Annotated in this window: 19 protein-coding genes; 11 read left to right on the top strand and 8 right to left on the bottom strand. The window is 64.4% G+C overall.

Translation table 11 applies throughout. The annotated features are described in order from the left end of the window. Nucleotides 1-1,121, top strand: a 1,121-nt coding sequence (gene recD, locus VIQ49_RS14370) for an exodeoxyribonuclease V subunit alpha (RefSeq protein ID WP_331885702.1), incomplete at its 5' end; no start/stop codon positions are given. Here the strand turns inward: recD and VIQ49_RS14365 are convergent. Next, nucleotides 1,101-1,895 carry a PIG-L family deacetylase gene (locus tag VIQ49_RS14365; protein ID WP_331885700.1) on the bottom strand — a complete coding sequence of 265 codons (795 nt, stop codon included), beginning with the start codon at nucleotides 1,893-1,895 and terminating at the stop codon, nucleotides 1,101-1,103. The genes recD and VIQ49_RS14365 overlap by 21 nt on opposite strands. Before the next feature lie 121 nt (nucleotides 1,896-2,016). On the opposite strand from VIQ49_RS14365, the gene VIQ49_RS14360 reads away from it, so the two are divergent. The 4 genes from VIQ49_RS14360 (at nucleotide 2,017) to VIQ49_RS14345 (ending at nucleotide 4,726) form a co-directional block, all read left to right on the top strand. After that, nucleotides 2,017-2,280: a hypothetical protein gene (locus tag VIQ49_RS14360; protein WP_331885698.1), complete on the top strand. Its 264-nt coding sequence runs from the start codon at nucleotides 2,017-2,019 to the stop codon at nucleotides 2,278-2,280. Between the two features lie 75 nt (nucleotides 2,281-2,355). Next, a complete protein-coding gene (locus tag VIQ49_RS14355; RefSeq protein ID WP_331885696.1) occupies nucleotides 2,356-2,949 on the top strand; it encodes a sulfite oxidase-like oxidoreductase in 594 nt (197 codons plus the stop codon). Further along, entirely contained in the window at nucleotides 2,946-3,656 is a 711-nt protein-coding gene (locus VIQ49_RS14350) for a ferredoxin reductase (RefSeq protein ID WP_414731640.1), read from the top strand. Before VIQ49_RS14355 ends, VIQ49_RS14350 begins: the two co-directional genes overlap by 4 nt. Then, complete coding sequence (locus VIQ49_RS14345; RefSeq protein ID WP_331885694.1) at nucleotides 3,653-4,726, top strand: threonine aldolase family protein; 1,074 nt, start codon at nucleotides 3,653-3,655, stop codon at nucleotides 4,724-4,726. Before VIQ49_RS14350 ends, VIQ49_RS14345 begins: the two co-directional genes overlap by 4 nt. A 17-nt stretch (nucleotides 4,727-4,743) precedes the next feature. Here VIQ49_RS14345 and VIQ49_RS14340 read toward each other — a convergent pair whose 3' ends face one another. From VIQ49_RS14340 to VIQ49_RS14325, 4 genes are read right to left on the bottom strand one after another with little or no spacing between them, the layout of a single operon-like run. Then, complete coding sequence (locus VIQ49_RS14340; RefSeq protein ID WP_331885692.1) at nucleotides 4,744-6,093, bottom strand: TIGR01777 family oxidoreductase; 1,350 nt, start codon at nucleotides 6,091-6,093, stop codon at nucleotides 4,744-4,746. 30 nt (nucleotides 6,094-6,123) lie between these two features. Beyond that, the gene (locus tag VIQ49_RS14335) at nucleotides 6,124-6,717 is read right to left on the bottom strand and encodes a TIGR03086 family metal-binding protein (RefSeq protein ID WP_331885690.1); all 594 of its coding nucleotides are present in this window, start codon (nucleotides 6,715-6,717) and stop codon (nucleotides 6,124-6,126) included. Then, the gene (locus tag VIQ49_RS14330) at nucleotides 6,714-7,469 is read right to left on the bottom strand and encodes a class I SAM-dependent methyltransferase (protein WP_331885688.1); all 756 of its coding nucleotides are present in this window, start codon (nucleotides 7,467-7,469) and stop codon (nucleotides 6,714-6,716) included. Before VIQ49_RS14330 ends, VIQ49_RS14335 begins: the two co-directional genes overlap by 4 nt. 42 nt (nucleotides 7,470-7,511) lie before the next feature. Further along, nucleotides 7,512-8,036, bottom strand: a complete 525-nt coding sequence (locus VIQ49_RS14325; protein ID WP_331885686.1) for a VOC family protein — start codon at nucleotides 8,034-8,036, stop codon at nucleotides 7,512-7,514. Between the two features lie 26 nt (nucleotides 8,037-8,062). On the opposite strand from VIQ49_RS14325, the gene VIQ49_RS14320 reads away from it, so the two are divergent. Next, nucleotides 8,063-8,917 carry an AraC family transcriptional regulator gene (locus VIQ49_RS14320; RefSeq protein WP_331885684.1) on the top strand — a complete coding sequence of 285 codons (855 nt, stop codon included), beginning with the start codon at nucleotides 8,063-8,065 and terminating at the stop codon, nucleotides 8,915-8,917. A 23-nt stretch (nucleotides 8,918-8,940) separates the two neighbouring features. On the opposite strand, the gene VIQ49_RS14315 is transcribed toward VIQ49_RS14320, so the two are convergent. Together VIQ49_RS14315 and VIQ49_RS14310 are read right to left on the bottom strand one after the other, a co-directional pair. Next, nucleotides 8,941-9,111 carry a hypothetical protein gene (locus tag VIQ49_RS14315; RefSeq protein WP_331885682.1) on the bottom strand — a complete coding sequence of 57 codons (171 nt, stop codon included), beginning with the start codon at nucleotides 9,109-9,111 and terminating at the stop codon, nucleotides 8,941-8,943. After that, nucleotides 9,096-9,329, bottom strand: coding sequence for a hypothetical protein (locus VIQ49_RS14310; RefSeq protein ID WP_331885680.1), 234 nt, complete (start codon nucleotides 9,327-9,329; stop codon nucleotides 9,096-9,098). The genes VIQ49_RS14315 and VIQ49_RS14310 overlap by 16 nt, the downstream gene beginning before the upstream one ends. A 153-nt stretch (nucleotides 9,330-9,482) precedes the next feature. Here VIQ49_RS14310 and VIQ49_RS14305 point away from each other — a divergent pair, with 153 nt between their 5' ends. After that, entirely contained in the window at nucleotides 9,483-11,144 is a 1,662-nt protein-coding gene (locus VIQ49_RS14305) for an FAD-binding dehydrogenase (RefSeq protein WP_331885678.1), read from the top strand. Between the two features lie 22 nt (nucleotides 11,145-11,166). Here the strand turns inward: VIQ49_RS14305 and VIQ49_RS14300 are convergent, their stop codons facing one another. Continuing rightward, complete coding sequence (locus VIQ49_RS14300; protein ID WP_414731639.1) at nucleotides 11,167-12,306, bottom strand: hypothetical protein; 1,140 nt, start codon at nucleotides 12,304-12,306, stop codon at nucleotides 11,167-11,169. A gap of 159 nt (nucleotides 12,307-12,465) precedes the next feature. On the opposite strand from VIQ49_RS14300, the gene VIQ49_RS14295 reads away from it, so the two are divergent. Genes VIQ49_RS14295 through VIQ49_RS14280 form a run of 4 tightly spaced genes read left to right on the top strand, consistent with a single transcriptional unit; the run spans nucleotide 12,466 to nucleotide 16,069 of the window. Further along, nucleotides 12,466-12,921, top strand: a complete 456-nt coding sequence (locus VIQ49_RS14295) for a cupin (protein ID WP_331885706.1) — start codon at nucleotides 12,466-12,468, stop codon at nucleotides 12,919-12,921. Between the two features lie 36 nt (nucleotides 12,922-12,957). After that, the gene (locus VIQ49_RS14290) at nucleotides 12,958-13,779 is read left to right on the top strand and encodes an SDR family oxidoreductase (protein ID WP_331885676.1); all 822 of its coding nucleotides are present in this window, start codon (nucleotides 12,958-12,960) and stop codon (nucleotides 13,777-13,779) included. Between the two features lie 38 nt (nucleotides 13,780-13,817). Then, nucleotides 13,818-15,041, top strand: coding sequence for an acyl-CoA dehydrogenase family protein (locus tag VIQ49_RS14285; protein ID WP_331885674.1), 1,224 nt, complete (start codon nucleotides 13,818-13,820; stop codon nucleotides 15,039-15,041). Then, the gene (locus tag VIQ49_RS14280) at nucleotides 15,038-16,069 is read left to right on the top strand and encodes a phosphotransferase family protein (protein WP_331885672.1); all 1,032 of its coding nucleotides are present in this window, start codon (nucleotides 15,038-15,040) and stop codon (nucleotides 16,067-16,069) included. Before VIQ49_RS14285 ends, VIQ49_RS14280 begins: the two co-directional genes overlap by 4 nt. Nucleotides 16,070-16,083 lie beyond the last annotated feature (14 nt).

The raw sequence follows: 16,083 nt of genomic DNA, 5'->3' as shown, positions 1-16,083 counted from the left end.
CCGGCGAGCTCGGTATTCCCGCCGATCTCACCGCCACCACGCTGCATCGTCTGCTGGGCTGGAAACCCGGCAGTCGTAGTCGATTTGCCCACGACTCCGACAACCGGCTGCCGCACGAACTCGTGGTTGTCGATGAGACGTCGATGGTTTCGCTGACCATGATGGCGCGGTTGCTCGACGCCTTGCGGCCCCAGACCCGTCTTGTCCTGGTCGGTGATCCCGATCAGCTGGCCTCGGTTGATGCCGGCGCGGTGCTCGCCGATCTGGTCCACCGACCGGTCACCGAGCAGATCAATCCGATGCTCGAGAACCTGATCGAATCGGATCTCGTGGACAACCAGGACGACCCCGACGCTCTCGATGACCACGAGCGCTCTGCTCTGGCCGGTGGGGTCATCCGGTTGACCAAGGTGCGCCGATTCGGCGAACAGATCAAGCAACTGGCCGCCGCCGTGCGTGACGGGGATGCCGATTCGGTCATCGACCTACTCGCGGCCGGACACAGCCAATTCGAACTGGTCGACCCGAACGACCTGGCCTCGGTTCGCGAGGACATCGTGGCCACCGCCGAACAGATGCGGCGGGCAGGTGCCGACGGTGACACCCAGACCGCGCTCGCCGGTCTGCACACACACCGACTGCTGTGCGCACACCGACAGGGCACGTCCGGTGTCGAACACTGGTCGCGGCAGGCGATGGAATGGATCGGGACGACAGCAGGCGCCGACGAGTGGTATCCGGGTCAGCCGTTGCTGGTCACCGCCAACGACTACGACACCGGTATCTTCAACGGAGACACCGGAGTAGTGGTCAGCAGCGGCGGACGCCTGATGGTCGCGTTCGGGCGTGGATCGTCGGTGAAGATGCTTCATCCGTCGCAGCTCGTGGCCGCGGTCCCGGTGTACGCGATGACGATTCACCGCAGCCAGGGGTCGCAGTACGAGTCGGTGTCGGTGGTCATTCCGCCGGATCGGTCCGCGTTGCTGACACGCGAACTGCTGTATACGGCGATCACCCGGGCCAGTGGTCATGTCCGGCTGGTCGGTACCGAACAGTCGATCCGGGCGGGAGTCGAACGGAAAGTGCTGCGCGCCAGCGGACTACGTACGTCCGTCGGCTGAATCGAACGCCCCGGAAAAGTCCAGTGCGTCACGGGGATCCGCGGCCAGGGGCAGGCGCAGGAACCATTCGTTCCGGATCACCTGGCGCCGGATCTCCGCGGGCAGGTCGTTCAGCATCGTCAGTGCGCCACCGCGTTCCATCTCCGTGCGATGAGCTTGGAGCGCTTCCCATTTGAGGTCGAGCCAGTCCGACACGTCGATCGTGGTGTCGACGGTGTCGTCGGGTACTCCCGGCAACGGCCCCGCCGGTGGGTTCGCCTTGCGGATCGCCGGCCACAGCACACTCGTGGCCGAATGCGGCATCGTGACGAGATACAGCAGGCGGGTGCGCCAGGGCGGTCCCGCCTCCGGATACAACTGGGGAAACGCCGCCGCACCGATCGCGGCGATGGTCACGCGGTGTGCCTGTACGTGATCGGGGTGCCCGTAGACGCCGAGTGGGTCATAGGTCGCGATGGTGTCAGGCCGGAACCGGCGGATATGGGCGACAACCTCTCCGATCACCTTGTCCATCGGTGCATCACAGAACGCCGACTGCCCGGGTGCCGACTCCGGGAACGGTCTGTCGGCATAGCCGAGCAGTAGTGGCGGATCGGCCTTCAACAGTTTCAGCGAGGCCTCGAGTTCGGAACCGCGGGAGGTGCCTTCTGCCCAGGTGCAGGTGATGACCGCGGTGCGTCCACCCCGTTCGGCGCAGCGGGCCAGCACTCCACCGGTCCACAGCGCCTCGTCGTCGGGGTGCGCGTGGACACAGAGCAGACTGGGATGTGGCACGTCGCCACCCTAACCCGACGACCCTACAAAACAGCCTCGTTGGAATTGGCAGCACCAAATCTTGGACATTCTTCGCGCCGAGCCGTACCACGCGGTGCGGTTTGGCGACTATTGTCAATTCATGGCTAAGAGTGCAGGCACGTCGTCGTCCAATATTTTCTCCAGAGTTTCGCCGGCCAGCTGGGTGGCGATCATTCTTGCGGTGATCGCGATTATTTTTGTGCTTCAGAATCGTGATTCGACTTCCATCACCCTGTTCTGGATCGATGTCACCTCGCCACTGTGGTTCACATTGCTGATGATCTTCCTGGTTGGCTGGATCGTCGGGATCCTGACGATGCGTGGCCGCAACAAGAAGAAAGAAAAAGAAGCCGTGGTCAAGTAGTCGGGTCGCTGCGACCCGGGGTATGAGCCGGGGGATGTGCTGCGAGCGGCTGCGTCGCAGCGCACACTGACAGGCATGGCCATCATCAACAAGGGTTTTGGTGCCCGTCGCCGGCAGCAGAACGAACGGATTCCACCGGGGCAGTACCTCACCCAGGATTTCCCGGTCCTGTCGGCGGGGCCGACACCCGTGGTCACCAACACTGAATGGACGTTCGAGGTCGGTCTCTTGTCCGGCGAACACAAGAGTTGGTCCTGGGAGGAGTTCATGACCCTCCCGCAGGAAGACATCACGGTCGACATCCACTGTGTGACGGCGTGGTCGAAGCTGGACACCCCATGGCGCGGGGTGTCGCTCGATGTTCTCCTCGGCGACGGGGTCGAACCCGATGGATTCTTGATGGCCCGGTGCCATGACGGGTACACCACCAATGTGCCGTTGGAAGACGTGCTCGACGGACAGGCGTGGATCGCGCACACCTATGAGGGTGAGTCGCTGGAGCCCGAACACGGTGGCCCGGCGCGACTGCTGATTCCGCATCTGTATTTCTGGAAGTCGGCGAAGTGGATCAGCGGGCTCACGGAGATGGCCGACGATGTTCCGGGTTTCTGGGAGAGCAACGGCTATCACAATCACGGGGACCCCTGGAAAGAGGAACGGTATTGGTGAACGGTTGGCGGCCGGCGACGGTTGTCGCGGCGTCGATGGAGACGCCGACCGCCAGGACGCTGCGCCTGCAGGTACCTGATCGCGGGCGGGTGCTGCCGGGTCAGCACATCGATATCCGCCTGACCGCTGAAGACGGCTATCAAGCCGTACGGTCTTATTCGGTGGCAGCGGTACTCGGGGATGACCTCGTCGAGACGACTGTGCAAGAACTTCCTGACGGCGAGGTCTCGCCGTACCTCATCTACGACCTGGCCGTCGGTGACCAGGTGGAGGTCCGTGGACCGATCGGCAGGTGGTTCGTCTGGCGGTCGTCCGATCCTGCGCCGGTGCAATTGATAGCCGGGGGTTCGGGTGTGGTGCCGTTGATGGCGATGATCCGGGAGCGTGAGACAACTGCCACGACGGCACCATGTCGTCTGCTGTACTCGGTCCGCACCCCGGAAAACGGCTACTACCGTGCCGAACTCGATCGCCTGCGCTCGTCCGGGCGTCTGACGGTGGATTATGTCCACACCCGGACTGCGACTGACGGCCGAAGGTCGGGCCGATTGACCCGGGACGAACTCGCATCGTTTGTGTTCCCGGCCGATCAGCAACCAGAATTCAGGGTCTGTGGACCCACCGCCTTTGTGGAACAGTGTGCCCGGTGGCTGGTCGACCTGCGCTATCCGGCGAACACGATCAGGACGGAAAGGTTTGGTGGATGACAACGCGACCGGAGCCGGCACCGCAACTGCACGATCCGCAGTGGCGGGCATTCGCATCGGACAATTACGCCGGCATGCTCCCCGAGGTCGTGGAAGCCCTGGTGGCGGCCAACGGAGGTCACCAGCCCTCGTACGGTGACGACGCCTATACCCGGCGGCTCAGGTCTGTTGTCCGTGGCGAGTTCGGTGCTCGGGCCGAGGTTTTTCCGGTGTTCAACGGGACCGCGGCCAACGTGGTGAGCCTGACGGCGATGCTGCCCAGATGGGGTGCGGCAATCGTGGCGGAGTCCGCGCACGTGCACAACGACGAGGGCGGTGCGCCGGAGCGGGTCAGTGGGATCAAGTTGCTCACGGTGCCGACCGCCGACGGAAAGCTGACGCCGGAATCAATTGCGACGCAGGCCTATGGTTTTGGCGATGTGCACCGCGCGCAGCCATTGGCGGTCAGCCTGACCCAGTCGACCGAACTGGGGACGTTGTATTCCGTGGACGAGATCGTGTCCATCTGCGAGTACTCCCACAAGCATCGGATGCTGGTTCATGTCGATGGTGCGAGGCTGTGGAATGCTGCTGCAGCGCTTGGGCTTTCACTTGGCGAGTTCACCTCGGCGGCGGGGGTCGACGTGGTGAGTCTCGGTGGTACCAAGACCGGTGCCATGGGCGCTGAGGCGGTGGTGGTTCTCGACCCGGATTCCGTCAGCGGTACCGACTACATTCGCAAGTTCAGCATGCAGCTCTCCAGCAAGATGCGCTTCATCTCGGCGCAGCTGGTGGCGCTGTTCGAGGGTGACACAGCACTGGATGCCGCCGCGAATGCAAACGCGATGGCAACCCGGCTTCGCGGACATCTGGAGGGGACACCCGGCCTCACCATCACCGTGCCCACGCAGGCCAACGCCGTGTTCGCGATGCTGGATCCGGTGGTGGCCGAACGGGTTCGCGAAACGTGGAAGTTCTACACCTGGGACGACTCAACCGGTGAGGTCCGCTGGATGTGTTCGTTCGACACCACAGCATCCGACGTCGACGCGTTCGCCGCGGCGATCAAGTCCGAACTCGCCGCCGGGTGAGCCCCGAAAACCGCGGGTTACACATGAACCGCGTTCGGGTCGCCGCCGAGTTGGTGGCGTAACACCTCATCGACCCCGGTCATCCGGAAGCGGTGACCCAGATCTTCGAGTCGGGCGGGCGCCACTCGCTGGTTGGCCAGTGCCAATTCCCTCGCCCCCTGCGAACCGAGGATGATCTGCGGCCCCAGACGCGGGACCGGGACGATTGCCGGCCGGTGTACGGCACCAGCCAGCGCCGTGGTGTATTGCTTGTTGCGCACGGGATGTGGTGCCACCGCATTGACCGGACCCGACAACCGCTCATCGACGATCGCTCGGTAATAGATGTCGATGAGATCGTCGATGCCGATCCACGACAACCATTGGTTCCCGTCGCCGAGGCGTCCGCCGAGTCCGAGGGTGAACAGTGGTCGCAGCAACTTGAGGGTTCCACCGGCGGCGGCCTGGACGATTCCCGTTCGGACGTTGACGACGCGGCCGGCGGCAGCTGCCGGTGCGGTGGCCGCTTCCCAGTCGGATACCACGTCGGCGAGAAAACCGTCTCCGCGAGAAGAGCTTTCGTCGAGCACCGTGTCGCCACGATCGTAGCCGTAGAACCCGATTGCCGATGCGCACACAAATGTGGGCGCTGGTGTGGTGGCGGCGGCCACGCGTGCCAACGCCGCGGTGGGCCCGATCCGGCTGTCGGAAATCTCGGATTTGTGTTTGTCGTTGAATCGCCCGGCGATCGAGGCTCCCGCGAGATGCACCACCGCATCGACCCCGGCAAAGAGATCGCCTGCGGGATCCGTTGGGTTCCAGCGTCGCTCGTCGCGGCCGCTGGGGTTGCGCCTCACCAGCGGGATGACGCGGTGGCCACCGGTGGTCAGCAACGACCGCAAGGCGGCTCCGACCAGTCCAGACGCACCGGTCATGGCGATCGTGAGCGGCCCGCCCGCCAGCGGTACAGCCCAGTCGTGGGTGGCGAGGTCATCGGTCAGTTGCCGGTGCCGATAGCGAAACATCGGCTGCAGCAGTGCCGTGGGTACCGGGGTGTCGACGGTGTCGGTGACCCTGGTGGTGTGTGGGTCGACCTCGGAGAAGCCATGATGGTGCGTCCACGTCATGACGCTCCGCAGCGGCCACGAATCGAGTTGGTCGACAAATTGATTCGGTGGATGGTAGCGGGCGGCCTGATGTTTGGCGACCCACTTCAGACCGCACCCGAACGACAGTACGGCGGTGCCGTCTTCGAGGGAGTCCGCCTCCCGCACCAACGACGGCGGTGCCCAGGGCGGGGAGAGACGTGCGAAGGCGCCGGGCCTGCTGTGCCAGGCGAACACCTCGTCGATGGGTGCGGCAACCCTGCTCGTGTAAGTGATACCCATGTGCTCAGGCTACGCACGGACGAGGGTTGGCTACGGCGCTTCCCAGTGCGGGTCCCGGCCGAGCAGGCCGAGAAGGCGGTCCTGAAGGGGCGCGTCGTCCGGTACCTCGACGATGGGCCCGAACACGATCATGCCGGGCCCGAAAGCCTCCGGGACGCGCATGATGTCGGGCATCTCCTGGGCGCCCGGCCATGCCGCTTCGACTTCGGCGGGTTCGATCCGGTGCTCGAACCCCAGGGCGCGGGCGAGGTCCCAGCCGTGCACCACCAGGTCGGCGCTGGCCACGCCGTCGACGTGTTGCGCGAACGTGGACGGTCCCATGGGGGTCTGGACCGTCGTATCGGCCACCGCGGGATCGGCGAGCGCGTCCTCGACGTCGGCGCGGGCGTGATTGAAGGCGCCGAGGGGATCGGCGTCGACGGTGGGTGCCGGCGAGAGTGACCGGTCGAGCGGTGTGAACATTGCGGCCTGCATGTCCAGCACGTGCTGCAACACGTCGGCGGCGGTCCACGCGGTGCAGGGGGATGGCGACGCCCAGCGATCCGGCGGACCTGCCGCGACCACCGCGGCAAACGTCGTGGCGCGGCGGTTGTACCGGGCGGCGATGGATTCGGGACCGCTCATCGGTCGACCTCCCTGGGCCGTAGGACGTATCCGGTGTAACCATAGTCCGTTCCGTGGTCGCGCCGGACGTTCATCTCCTCGCCGACCAGGTCCAGATCTGCGGCCAGGTGCGGGTGCTCCCGCCGGAGTTCTGCGATCCGTAAGGCCAGCGGGATGTAGTACTCGTCCCAGTCGGTCTCGGGCAACAGGTATGTGGCCGCAGTTGTCCAGCCGAGTCCCATTGCAGCGGAGATATTCTCACCGGTTGTGCGCATCTCCGGGTATCCCGAGTTCCAGAACCCGGCGGCGCCCGGCGCCGGGGTTCGGGTGAGCCATTCGGCCTCGGTGAGCACCAGGGCCCCACCGGGTGCCAGGAGGCGTCGCCACGACGCGAGCGCGTTGTCGAATCCGATGATGTACGCGGCGCCTTCGGCCCACACCAGGTCGAAGGAGTGATCGGGGAAGTCGAGGTCCTCCATCGACATGTTCGAGATCGTCACCCGGCTGCGCAGGCCGGCAGCTTTCGTTTTCGCGACGAGCTCGTCCAGAAATGGCTGGTATGTATCGATGGCGGTGACCTGCGCACCAATACCCGCCAAGACCATGGTGGCCGGCCCGGTGCCCGCGCCGATGTCAAGAATCCGCAGTGGCTCGGAAAGGTGCGCGCCGGCGTCCGGAACCGCGAGACGCAGCAGGAGTTCGGTCGTGGCGTCGGACCCGGGAGCCTCACGGGGCAACCCGGTATGTGCTGCGAAGAACAGATCTTCGATCATGACGCGGATGCTGCCACTTCAGGGGACCACCGGCAACGCGTTTTAGGTCATGCTCTGCTGGGCTGCCCACTCGGCCACGCGCGCGGCACTTTCCTCATCGGACAGATCCTCCACGCGGGTCATCAACGACCACCGGATGCCATACGGGTCGCGTATCGATGCGAAGCGGTCGCCTGATGCAAATGTCTGTGGCACTTCACGCACGGACGCACCCAGGTCGATTGCGCGGTCGAAGGTCGCGTCGATATCGGGGACATACACCGCGAGGGAGTAGCAGTCGGCATCACCGCCGGTTCGGGGGATCAGGCCATACTGGGGATTGGGGTCGCCCAACTGCAAACGCCCGCCACCGAAATCGAGTTCGGCATGGGCCACGATCGGTGTGCCGTCCGGACCGGGGAACTCGGTGGACTGGGTGAGTGTGGCAGAAAACGCCCCCTGGTAAAACGCGATCGCATCGCGGGCCGGGGAGACGACGATGAAAGGGGTCAGGGAGGTGAAGCCATGCGGGACACCGTGATGTGTGTACTTTCCGTGGGCTGCGGTTGTTGTGTTCATGGATTCCATCCTGACCGCCGACAAAGGAGTCGGGCTTGAAGAAACACGACAAGATCGACGAACGGCCCACACCGCCCCGCGGTCAGCTGAATCCCGGACGCGACGGCGTGCAATTGCACCGAATACCGTTGCCGGCCGGCGACCTACTGCGTCACATCTGGTTTGCGGTCTGGGATCTCGATAAGCCGATCCTGCAGCCGGTCCTGGAGCATCCGGGCGGCAATGTCGTGATCGAACCCGATCGGGCCGCGCTGTACTGCGTCAGCCGGGGGACCAGTGAGCAGAAGCTGCAGGGCAAGGGCTGGGCGGCGGCGGTGTTGTTGCGTCCGGCAGCGATCACGGTCATGACCGGCCGGTCGATGGATCCACGATCGTGGTCCGGTCCGGCTCTGCCGATCGGATCCCCGCTCCCGATCCCCGGTGTCGGGAATCTTGTCGATCAGGTGCGTGAGGTCATGAGCGCAGAAGATCGCGAATCCGCGGACAGGTACCGCACCGTGGCCGATCTCTACCAGGAGTGGGGACGGCAGTGGTCGATCGATGAGGAGGGCGCTCTGATCAATCGGGTGGTCGACCTGATCGAGGAGGATGACGGGCCACGGCGGGTCACCGACCTGGCCGCCGCGGTGTCGCTGTCCACGCGGGCCCTGCAACGTGTCGTGTTGCATCGGACCGGTTTGAGCCCGAAATGGCTGATCCAGCGGCGGCGCCTGCAGGATGCGGCACTGGCGCTGCGTTGGGGTGACACGACGATCGCCGACGTGGCCGCCGGGCTGGGATACTCCGACCAAGCGCATCTGGCGCGCGAGTTCAAGGCAGTCATCGGGCTCACCCCCAGCGATTACCTGCGGGACTCTGCCCCGCTGAGGGGTGAATCAGCGGAGGGGTGAATCAAATGCCGACGGGCCGTGAATCAGGTCGCCGAAGAGCGCCGCCCGATACCCAGCAGACCGCGAACCATGGATTCGGCTGACGACACCGGCGCCATCAGCCGTTCCGCGATGTCGACGACGGCTTCGACCCGGCCCATGATCTTCTCCATTCTCTCGACCAGGCCATCCATCGTGGTCACCATGGTGTCCACCCGGGCCAATGTGACGGTGAAGTCGTCATGGCTGTGCCGAAGCTGTCGAGTGTGGTGTCGAACCCGGTCATCGCGCGATCGAAGTCCGTCAGTGCCGAACCCAGACCTTCGATGACTGAATCCATCTGTCCCACAGTACGATCGGCGTTGAGCGCGGCCTGCGCCAATGTGCGGAATCTCTGTCGGTCGGAGTCGTCTCCGGTGTCCTTGGTTGCCACGGGTTCAGTATCGCCCGCGACGACCCGCGGCGAGGTCCGGATGTACGCAATGGGATCGTCTTGCCGATGTTTGCCGTCGCCTTCCCTATGCTCACAGAGGGACGTGGAAGTGGTGCGTCCTCCGGATGACGCATGGCAGGCAGGGGTGTAGGGGTGTCCGAGCAGTTTGACGTGATCGTCGTTGGTGCAGGTCTGGCAGGTCTGGTCGCAGCTCATGAGTTGGTCAAGGCCGGCAAACGGGTGGCCATCTGTGATCAGGAGAACGAACAGAACCTCGGCGGGCAGGCCTTCTGGTCGCTCGGCGGACTGTTCATGGTGAACTCGCCTGAACAGCGCCACCTCGGGATCAAGGACTCGCACGAGCTCGCCTTGGCCGACTGGCTCGGATCGGCGGGCTTCGATCGTGACCGAGAAGACCATTGGCCGCGTCAGTGGGCAGAGGCCTACGTCAACTTCGCGGCCGGCGAGAAGCGTTCGTATCTCCACGAATTGGGTCTGAAGGTGATGCCCACCGTGGGGTGGGCCGAACGTGGTTCCGGATCGGCCAGTGGACACGGCAACTCGGTGCCACGCTTCCACATCACCTGGGGCACCGGCCCCGAAGTGGTCCGGGTGTTCCGGGAGCCCGTGCTCGCCGGTGCGGAGAAGGGCCTGGTCACCTTCAAATACCGGCATCAGGTGGACGGGATCGTCTCCGAGGACGGGCGCGCTGTCGGTGTTCGCGGAACAGTCCTGGTGCCCTCGACCCAGCCACGTGGTGTCTCGTCGAGCCGGGAACGTGAGTCAGACTTCGAGATCCGTGCACAAGCGGTTGTGGTCACCTCCGGTGGCATCGGCGGCAACTTTGAGCTGGTGAAGAAGAACTGGCCCATCGATCGGCTGGGACCGGCGCCCGAGCACATGATCACCGGCGTCCCGGCTCATGTCGACGGACGGATGCTGCAGATCACCGAAGACGCCGGTGGCAGCGTGGTCAACCGGGACCGGATGTGGCACTACACCGAAGGCATCCAGAACTGGGATCCGATCTGGCCCGACCACGCGATCCGCATCATCCCCGGCCCCTCGTCGCTGTGGCTCGATGCCACCGGGAAACGACTGCCGGTGCCGAACTTTCCCGGCTTCGACTCGCTCGGCACATTGGGGACGATCACGCGGGGCGGCCACGATTTCACGTGGTTCATCCTCACTCAGGCGATCATCGAGAAGGAGTTCGCGTTGTCGGGGTCGGAGCAGAACCCCGATTTCACCGACAAGGATTTCAAACTCCTGCTGCAACGGGTGAAGAAAGGCGCTACGGGTCCCGTCGAGGCGTTCAAGGAACGCGGCGCCGACTTCGTCGTTCGAGACAACCTGCGTGACCTGGTTGCGGGCATGAACGAGATCACCCCCGGGCCGCAACTGGACTACGACCAGGTGGCGGCCGAGGTGCATGCCCGCGACAGCCAGATCGACAACCACTACACCAAAGACATGCAGATCATGGCGATCCGCAATGCGCGTAATTATCTCAGTGACAAATTGATTCGGGTGGCGGCACCACATCGCCTCGAAGATCCCAAATTCGGCCCGATGATCGCTGTTCGCCTGCATCTGGTGACACGCAAGACCCTCGGCGGTCTCGAGACCGATCTGGACTCGCGGGTGATCCGCCCGGACGGCAGTGTGTTCGACGGTCTGTACGCCGCGGGTGAGGTTGCCGGGTTCGGCGGCGGCGGGGTGCACGGATACAACGCGCTCGAAGGCACTTTCCTGGGTGGTTGCATCTTCTCCGGTCGGGCCGCCGGCCGCGCGCTGGCGCGAGATCTGGGCTAAACGGCTAAACGGCTAAACGGGGCTAAACGACCGGTTCGGCCGAGTCGGACTTCTCCTGGGCAGCTTCGGCCGCGTCGTCGGCGGCGACGGCCTCGGCGTACGCCTTCGGGTTCTCAGCGCGAGCCCGAAGGCTGAGGTGATAGGAAATGATCGCGAGCGTGAACAATCCGATCCCGAGATTCACGAGTGCCCCGAACCCGTCGACCGCGAAGTCGACCAACGCGTTGAGCATGGTGAAAACGAGTGCGCCGTAGCGCAGGAATTGCAGCGGCCAGAGCTTGTCCGTGCGTTTGCGGGCGATCATCGCCGGTATCGAGAATGCCAGTGTGATCGCCGCGCTCACCAGCAAGATCAGGCCGGAGGCATTCCGCCCGTCGAGGTCGAGGACTATGTCGTCGCTCTCGTAATAGACGCCGTTCAATGTGATACCGACGGCCGTGAATATGAGGGCGACCGATGCCGTGACAACCATCAGCCAGCAGACGATGGGAAGCCAGCGGGTTCTCCGGAAGAACGAAGGGATCAATCGCGGCGCCCACTGCCCCAATGCATGTAGTCGCGCCGACGCCACCGGAGCGCCGATGAGCAGGGCACGGATGTGTTGTGTGGCTGCCGGATCGGAGCCGAGCTCGTCGGCTCGTTCCACCATTCTCAATGCGAGTTCACGGCGATGGGACTGGAGCCCGCGTGCCACCCCGTCGGCGGCGATGGACGCTGCGGACGCGAGGTTCTCATCGGCGCTGAGCGGCCGGACCTCGCGCATGATCCGGCCCACGATGATCACGACGATCACCAGTACATACATGATCTCGGCCGAGGGACCGTAGAAGTAATCGTTGTCCTTGGTGACGAATTTGCCGACCTCATCGAGGAAGAGGCCGAACCCGATACCACCGAACAGCACGGTCAGTACCCGCGATCCATAGCCGAGGAACCACCAATTCATCAGCAGCGCAAGCATCATCAGTCCGCCGCCGTAGAGGGCGTGAGCGATGTGGAGATTGCCGCCGCCGACTTGTGGATAGTCGGTGATCCAGAGATAGGCCCTGGTGACAAGGATGGTGGCGATCGCGATCATCATGAAGGCTTCGGCCGAGGATGTTCCCACCGCGTTGCGGGTGAACAATCCGCGTCGGGGCGACGGGTGGGGCGCGGGGGTCACGACATCCTCGGTTCTTCGAAACATCCAGGCGGACAACAGTGGATAGGATTGTACGGCGCGGGGTGCACATCGTGGCCGTACCTGACGACTCGGAGTTCGGTGGTCGGGCTTTTTCGAAGTTGGGTGAGTCGCGCCTTTCACGAATACCCTGTGCTCATGATGAAACACGTCCGGTCGATGACAGCTGTGGTGGGTCTTTCATGCGCGGCGCTGGCAGTTCCGGCAATCGCGCAAGGGACGCCGAGCGAGGGCGTCACGGCGGTGACGTATGCCGATGTGGAGATCCCCGCCGACCTCGTCCCGTTCATCCCACACGGCGTCCATGCGGTGGCCAAACAGATCACCATCGCCCCGGGCGGAACCACCGGATGGCACTATCACGACGGCCCTGTTCTCGGAATCGTGCAGTCCGGCACGCTGTCTCATCCCGGACCGGACTGTAACCCGGTGATCTTCGACACCGGAGATCTCATCAACGAAGCTCCCGGCGACGACAACGTCCACCAGGGCCAGAACCTCGGAAGGGTGCCTGTCATCCTCGACGTGGTCTACCTCGAACCGCTGGGAAAACCGCTCTTCGAAGATGCGCCGGCCCCACCCTGTGCGGACAAATAGCCCCTGACACCAACTCGGACCTCTAGCATCGGTTGAGTGCAGATTTCCGGGAAAGTTGCCGTAGTCACCGGAGGCGGTGCCGGAATCGGTGCCGCCCTGGCCAGGGCGCTGGCCGCGGCCGATGTGAGTGTGCTGGTCGCCGATCTGAATGCGCCGGCAGCCGACGCGGTTGCGGCCGAGATCATGGCAACCCACCCGGGCCGGGCAATCGCGATGGGCGGTGACGTCTCCGACCCCGAGGTTCTCGAGGCGATGATCGCGCGAGCCGGTGCCGACCTCGGACCCGTCGAGATCTTTTTCGCCAACGCCGGAACCACCGCCGGGATGGGCTTGGACACCTCTGACGCGCTGTGGGAGGTGGCACTTGACGTGAATGTGATGGCGCACGTGCGGGCTGCACGAATCCTGGTGCCGCGATGGCTCGAGAGCGGTGGCGGTTACTTTGTGGCGACGGCATCGGCGGCAGGCCTGCTGACCCAGATCGGTTCGGCGCCGTACTCGGTGTCCAAGCACGCGGCGGTCGGGTTCGCCGAGTGGCTGTCGGTGACCTACGGCGACCAGGGGATCGCGGTCAGTTGTCTGTGCCCGATGGGTGTGGAGACCGCTTTGCTCAGAGAGGGGTTCGACACGGACATACCGGGGGCCTCGGTGGCTGCGCGGGCCGTCACTGAATCCGGTGAGGTGCTGCGCCCGGCGGAGGTGGCCGACCAGGTTCTGGCGGCGATGGAAGACGAGAGATTCTTGATTCTGCCGCATCGCGAGGTCCTCGACTTCTACCGTAACAAGGGCTCCGATTATGACCGGTGGATCTCCGGTATGCGTCGTTTTCAACGCCACCTGGTCGCGGACGATGAGTGACCGCCGCAGCCGACAACAATGAATGTAGGTATCTGGCAATGGAATTTGGGTACACCGACCGCTGCGCCGATTACCGTGGGCGCCTGTTGGAGTTCATGGACAGTCACATCTACCCGGCCGAGGAGGTCTATGCCCGGCAGATGAGTGAATCCGGTGACCCGCACTTCGATCCGCCGATCATCGAAGAACTCAAAACCGAGGCCAAGGCGCGCGGGCTGTGGAATCTCTTTCATCCCGACCCTGATTTCGGGCCGGGGCTGACCAACTCCGAATACGCTCCGCTGGCCGAGATCATGGGCCACAGTGCGCTGCTGGCGCCTGAAGCCTGTAACTGTTCGGCCCCTGACACCGGGAACATGGAGGTGCTCAGCCTGTTCGGGACCGACGAGCACAAGGAGAAGTGGCTTGCTCCGCTGTTGGACGGGACGATCCGTTCGGCGTTCGCGATGACCGAACCGGCAGTGGCCAGTTCCGACGCCACCAACATCCAGATGAGTATGCAACCGGACGGTGACCACTGGATCCTCAACGGCCGCAAATGGTGGACATCGAACGCACTGCACCCCAACTGCAAGGTGCTGATCGTGATGGGCAAGACCGATCCCTACGCCGCCGCGCACGCGCAGCAGTCGATGATGGTGGTCCCGATCGATGCGCCGGGCATCACCGTGCTGCGGAATCTTCCGGTCTTCGGATATCACGATCGCGAAGGGCACGCCGAGGTCCTGTTCGAGAACGTCCGGGTGCCCGACAAGGATGTGTTGGCGGGCGCCGGTGCCGGATTCATGATCGGACAGGCGCGACTCGGGCCGGGCCGGATCCATCACTGCATGCGCGCCATCGGTATGGCGGAGCGTGCTCTGGAACTGATGTGCGCTCGAGCGTCGCTGCGCATTGCCTTCGGGAAACCCCTTGCTGCGCAGTCGAATATCCAGGACTGGATCGCCGAGGCCAGGATCGAGATCGAGATGACGCGACTGCTCACACTGAAGGCCGCGTGGATGATGGACACGGTGGGGAACAAGGCGGCGCGCACAGAGATCGCCGCGATCAAGGTGGCAGCACCGAACATGGCGTTGAAGATCGTCGACCGCGCGATCCAGGTCCACGGTGGTGGCGGGGTCTCCGACGACTTCCCGCTGGCCAGCATGTACGCGCACCTGAGAGCCCTTCGATTGGCGGATGGTCCCGACGAGGTGCACAAACGGACGATCGCGCGTCACGAACTCGGCAGGTACCGGAAGATCGGAGCGCAGTCGTGAGCGAGGTGATCGGGATCGACACCGAAGCCGTGTCCCGGTGGCTCAGCGGCCTCGACATCGGTGCCACGAGACCTTTCACATTCGACCGCATCGGCAACGGCCAGTCGAACCTGACGTTCCGGGTCCGGGACGGTGCCGGCTCGCGCTGGATTCTGCGGCGGCCGCCGTTGGGCGCGCTGCTCGCGTCGGCGCACGACGTCCTTCGTGAACACCGGATCATGTCGGCGTTGCACGACACCGGGGTCCCGGTTCCGGAGATGATCGCCACGACCACTGATCCCGAGGTCACCGACGCGCCACTTGTCCTGATGAGCTTTATCGACGGGGCCGTCATCGACGATCCGGGTGCGGGGGAGAAACTGTCACCCGAGCACCGTCGCCAGGTCGGACTGGGTCTGGCCCGGACCCTGGGCACCATCCATGCGGTAGACCTCGACGCCGCCGGATTGTCGGACCTGGCCAGTCACAAGCCGTACGCCGCGCGGCTGCTGAAGCGCTGGAGTGCGCAATGGAACCATTCGAAAACTCGAGAGGTCCCCGAGATTGCCGACGTCGCACAGGCATTGGCAGACCATGCTCCCGAGCAGACCGAACTGACGCTGGTGCACGGGGATTACCACCTGAGCAACGTCATCACATCACCTCAGGACGGCCACGTGATCGGCGTCGTCGACTGGGAACTGTGCACCCTGGGCGAGCCGCTGGCCGACCTCGGGAATCTGCTTGCGTTCTGGCCGGAATCCGGGGATCACGTGACCGGACCGCTCAGGGTGTCCCGCGCGCTGGGTTTTCCGAAGCGAGCCGAACTGATCGACGCATACGCAGAGGCGACCGGACGGGATGTCTCCCAGATCGGATACTGGCACACGATGGCGCTGTGGCGACTGACGATCATCGCCGAAGGAATCCTCCGGCGTCTACTGAACGATCCCCGGAACGCCTCCCGAGACGGTGGGCCCACCCGGCAGCTTGTCGACGACCTCGTCGAGCTCACGGTCCTGGTGGGAAAGGAATCGTCGATCCTGTAGCCCGGTGATACCCG

The organism is Williamsia sp., assembly GCF_036566845.1.
Lineage (GTDB): Bacteria > Actinomycetota > Actinomycetes > Mycobacteriales > Mycobacteriaceae > Williamsia.
Note: the sequence above shows the minus strand (reverse complement) of the source record. Positions and strands in the feature narration are given on the sequence as shown.

Excerpts from the sequence above, each read along its gene's own strand:
- VIQ49_RS14360 (WP_331885698.1), top strand. The coding sequence starts at position 2,017 with ATGGCTAAGAGTGCAGGCACGTCGTCGTCCAATATTTTCTCCAGAGTT.
- VIQ49_RS14355 (WP_331885696.1), top strand. The coding sequence starts at position 2,356 with ATGGCCATCATCAACAAGGGTTTTGGTGCCCGTCGCCGGCAGCAGAAC.
- VIQ49_RS14345 (WP_331885694.1), top strand. The coding sequence starts at position 3,653 with ATGACAACGCGACCGGAGCCGGCACCGCAACTGCACGATCCGCAGTGG.
- VIQ49_RS14340 (WP_331885692.1), bottom strand. The coding sequence starts at position 6,093 with ATGGGTATCACTTACACGAGCAGGGTTGCCGCACCCATCGACGAGGTG.
- VIQ49_RS14335 (WP_331885690.1), bottom strand. The coding sequence starts at position 6,717 with ATGAGCGGTCCCGAATCCATCGCCGCCCGGTACAACCGCCGCGCCACG.
- VIQ49_RS14330 (WP_331885688.1), bottom strand. The coding sequence starts at position 7,469 with ATGATCGAAGATCTGTTCTTCGCAGCACATACCGGGTTGCCCCGTGAG.
- VIQ49_RS14325 (WP_331885686.1), bottom strand. The coding sequence starts at position 8,036 with ATGGAATCCATGAACACAACAACCGCAGCCCACGGAAAGTACACACAT.
- VIQ49_RS14295 (WP_331885706.1), top strand. The coding sequence starts at position 12,466 with ATGAAACACGTCCGGTCGATGACAGCTGTGGTGGGTCTTTCATGCGCG.
- VIQ49_RS14285 (WP_331885674.1), top strand. The coding sequence starts at position 13,818 with ATGGAATTTGGGTACACCGACCGCTGCGCCGATTACCGTGGGCGCCTG.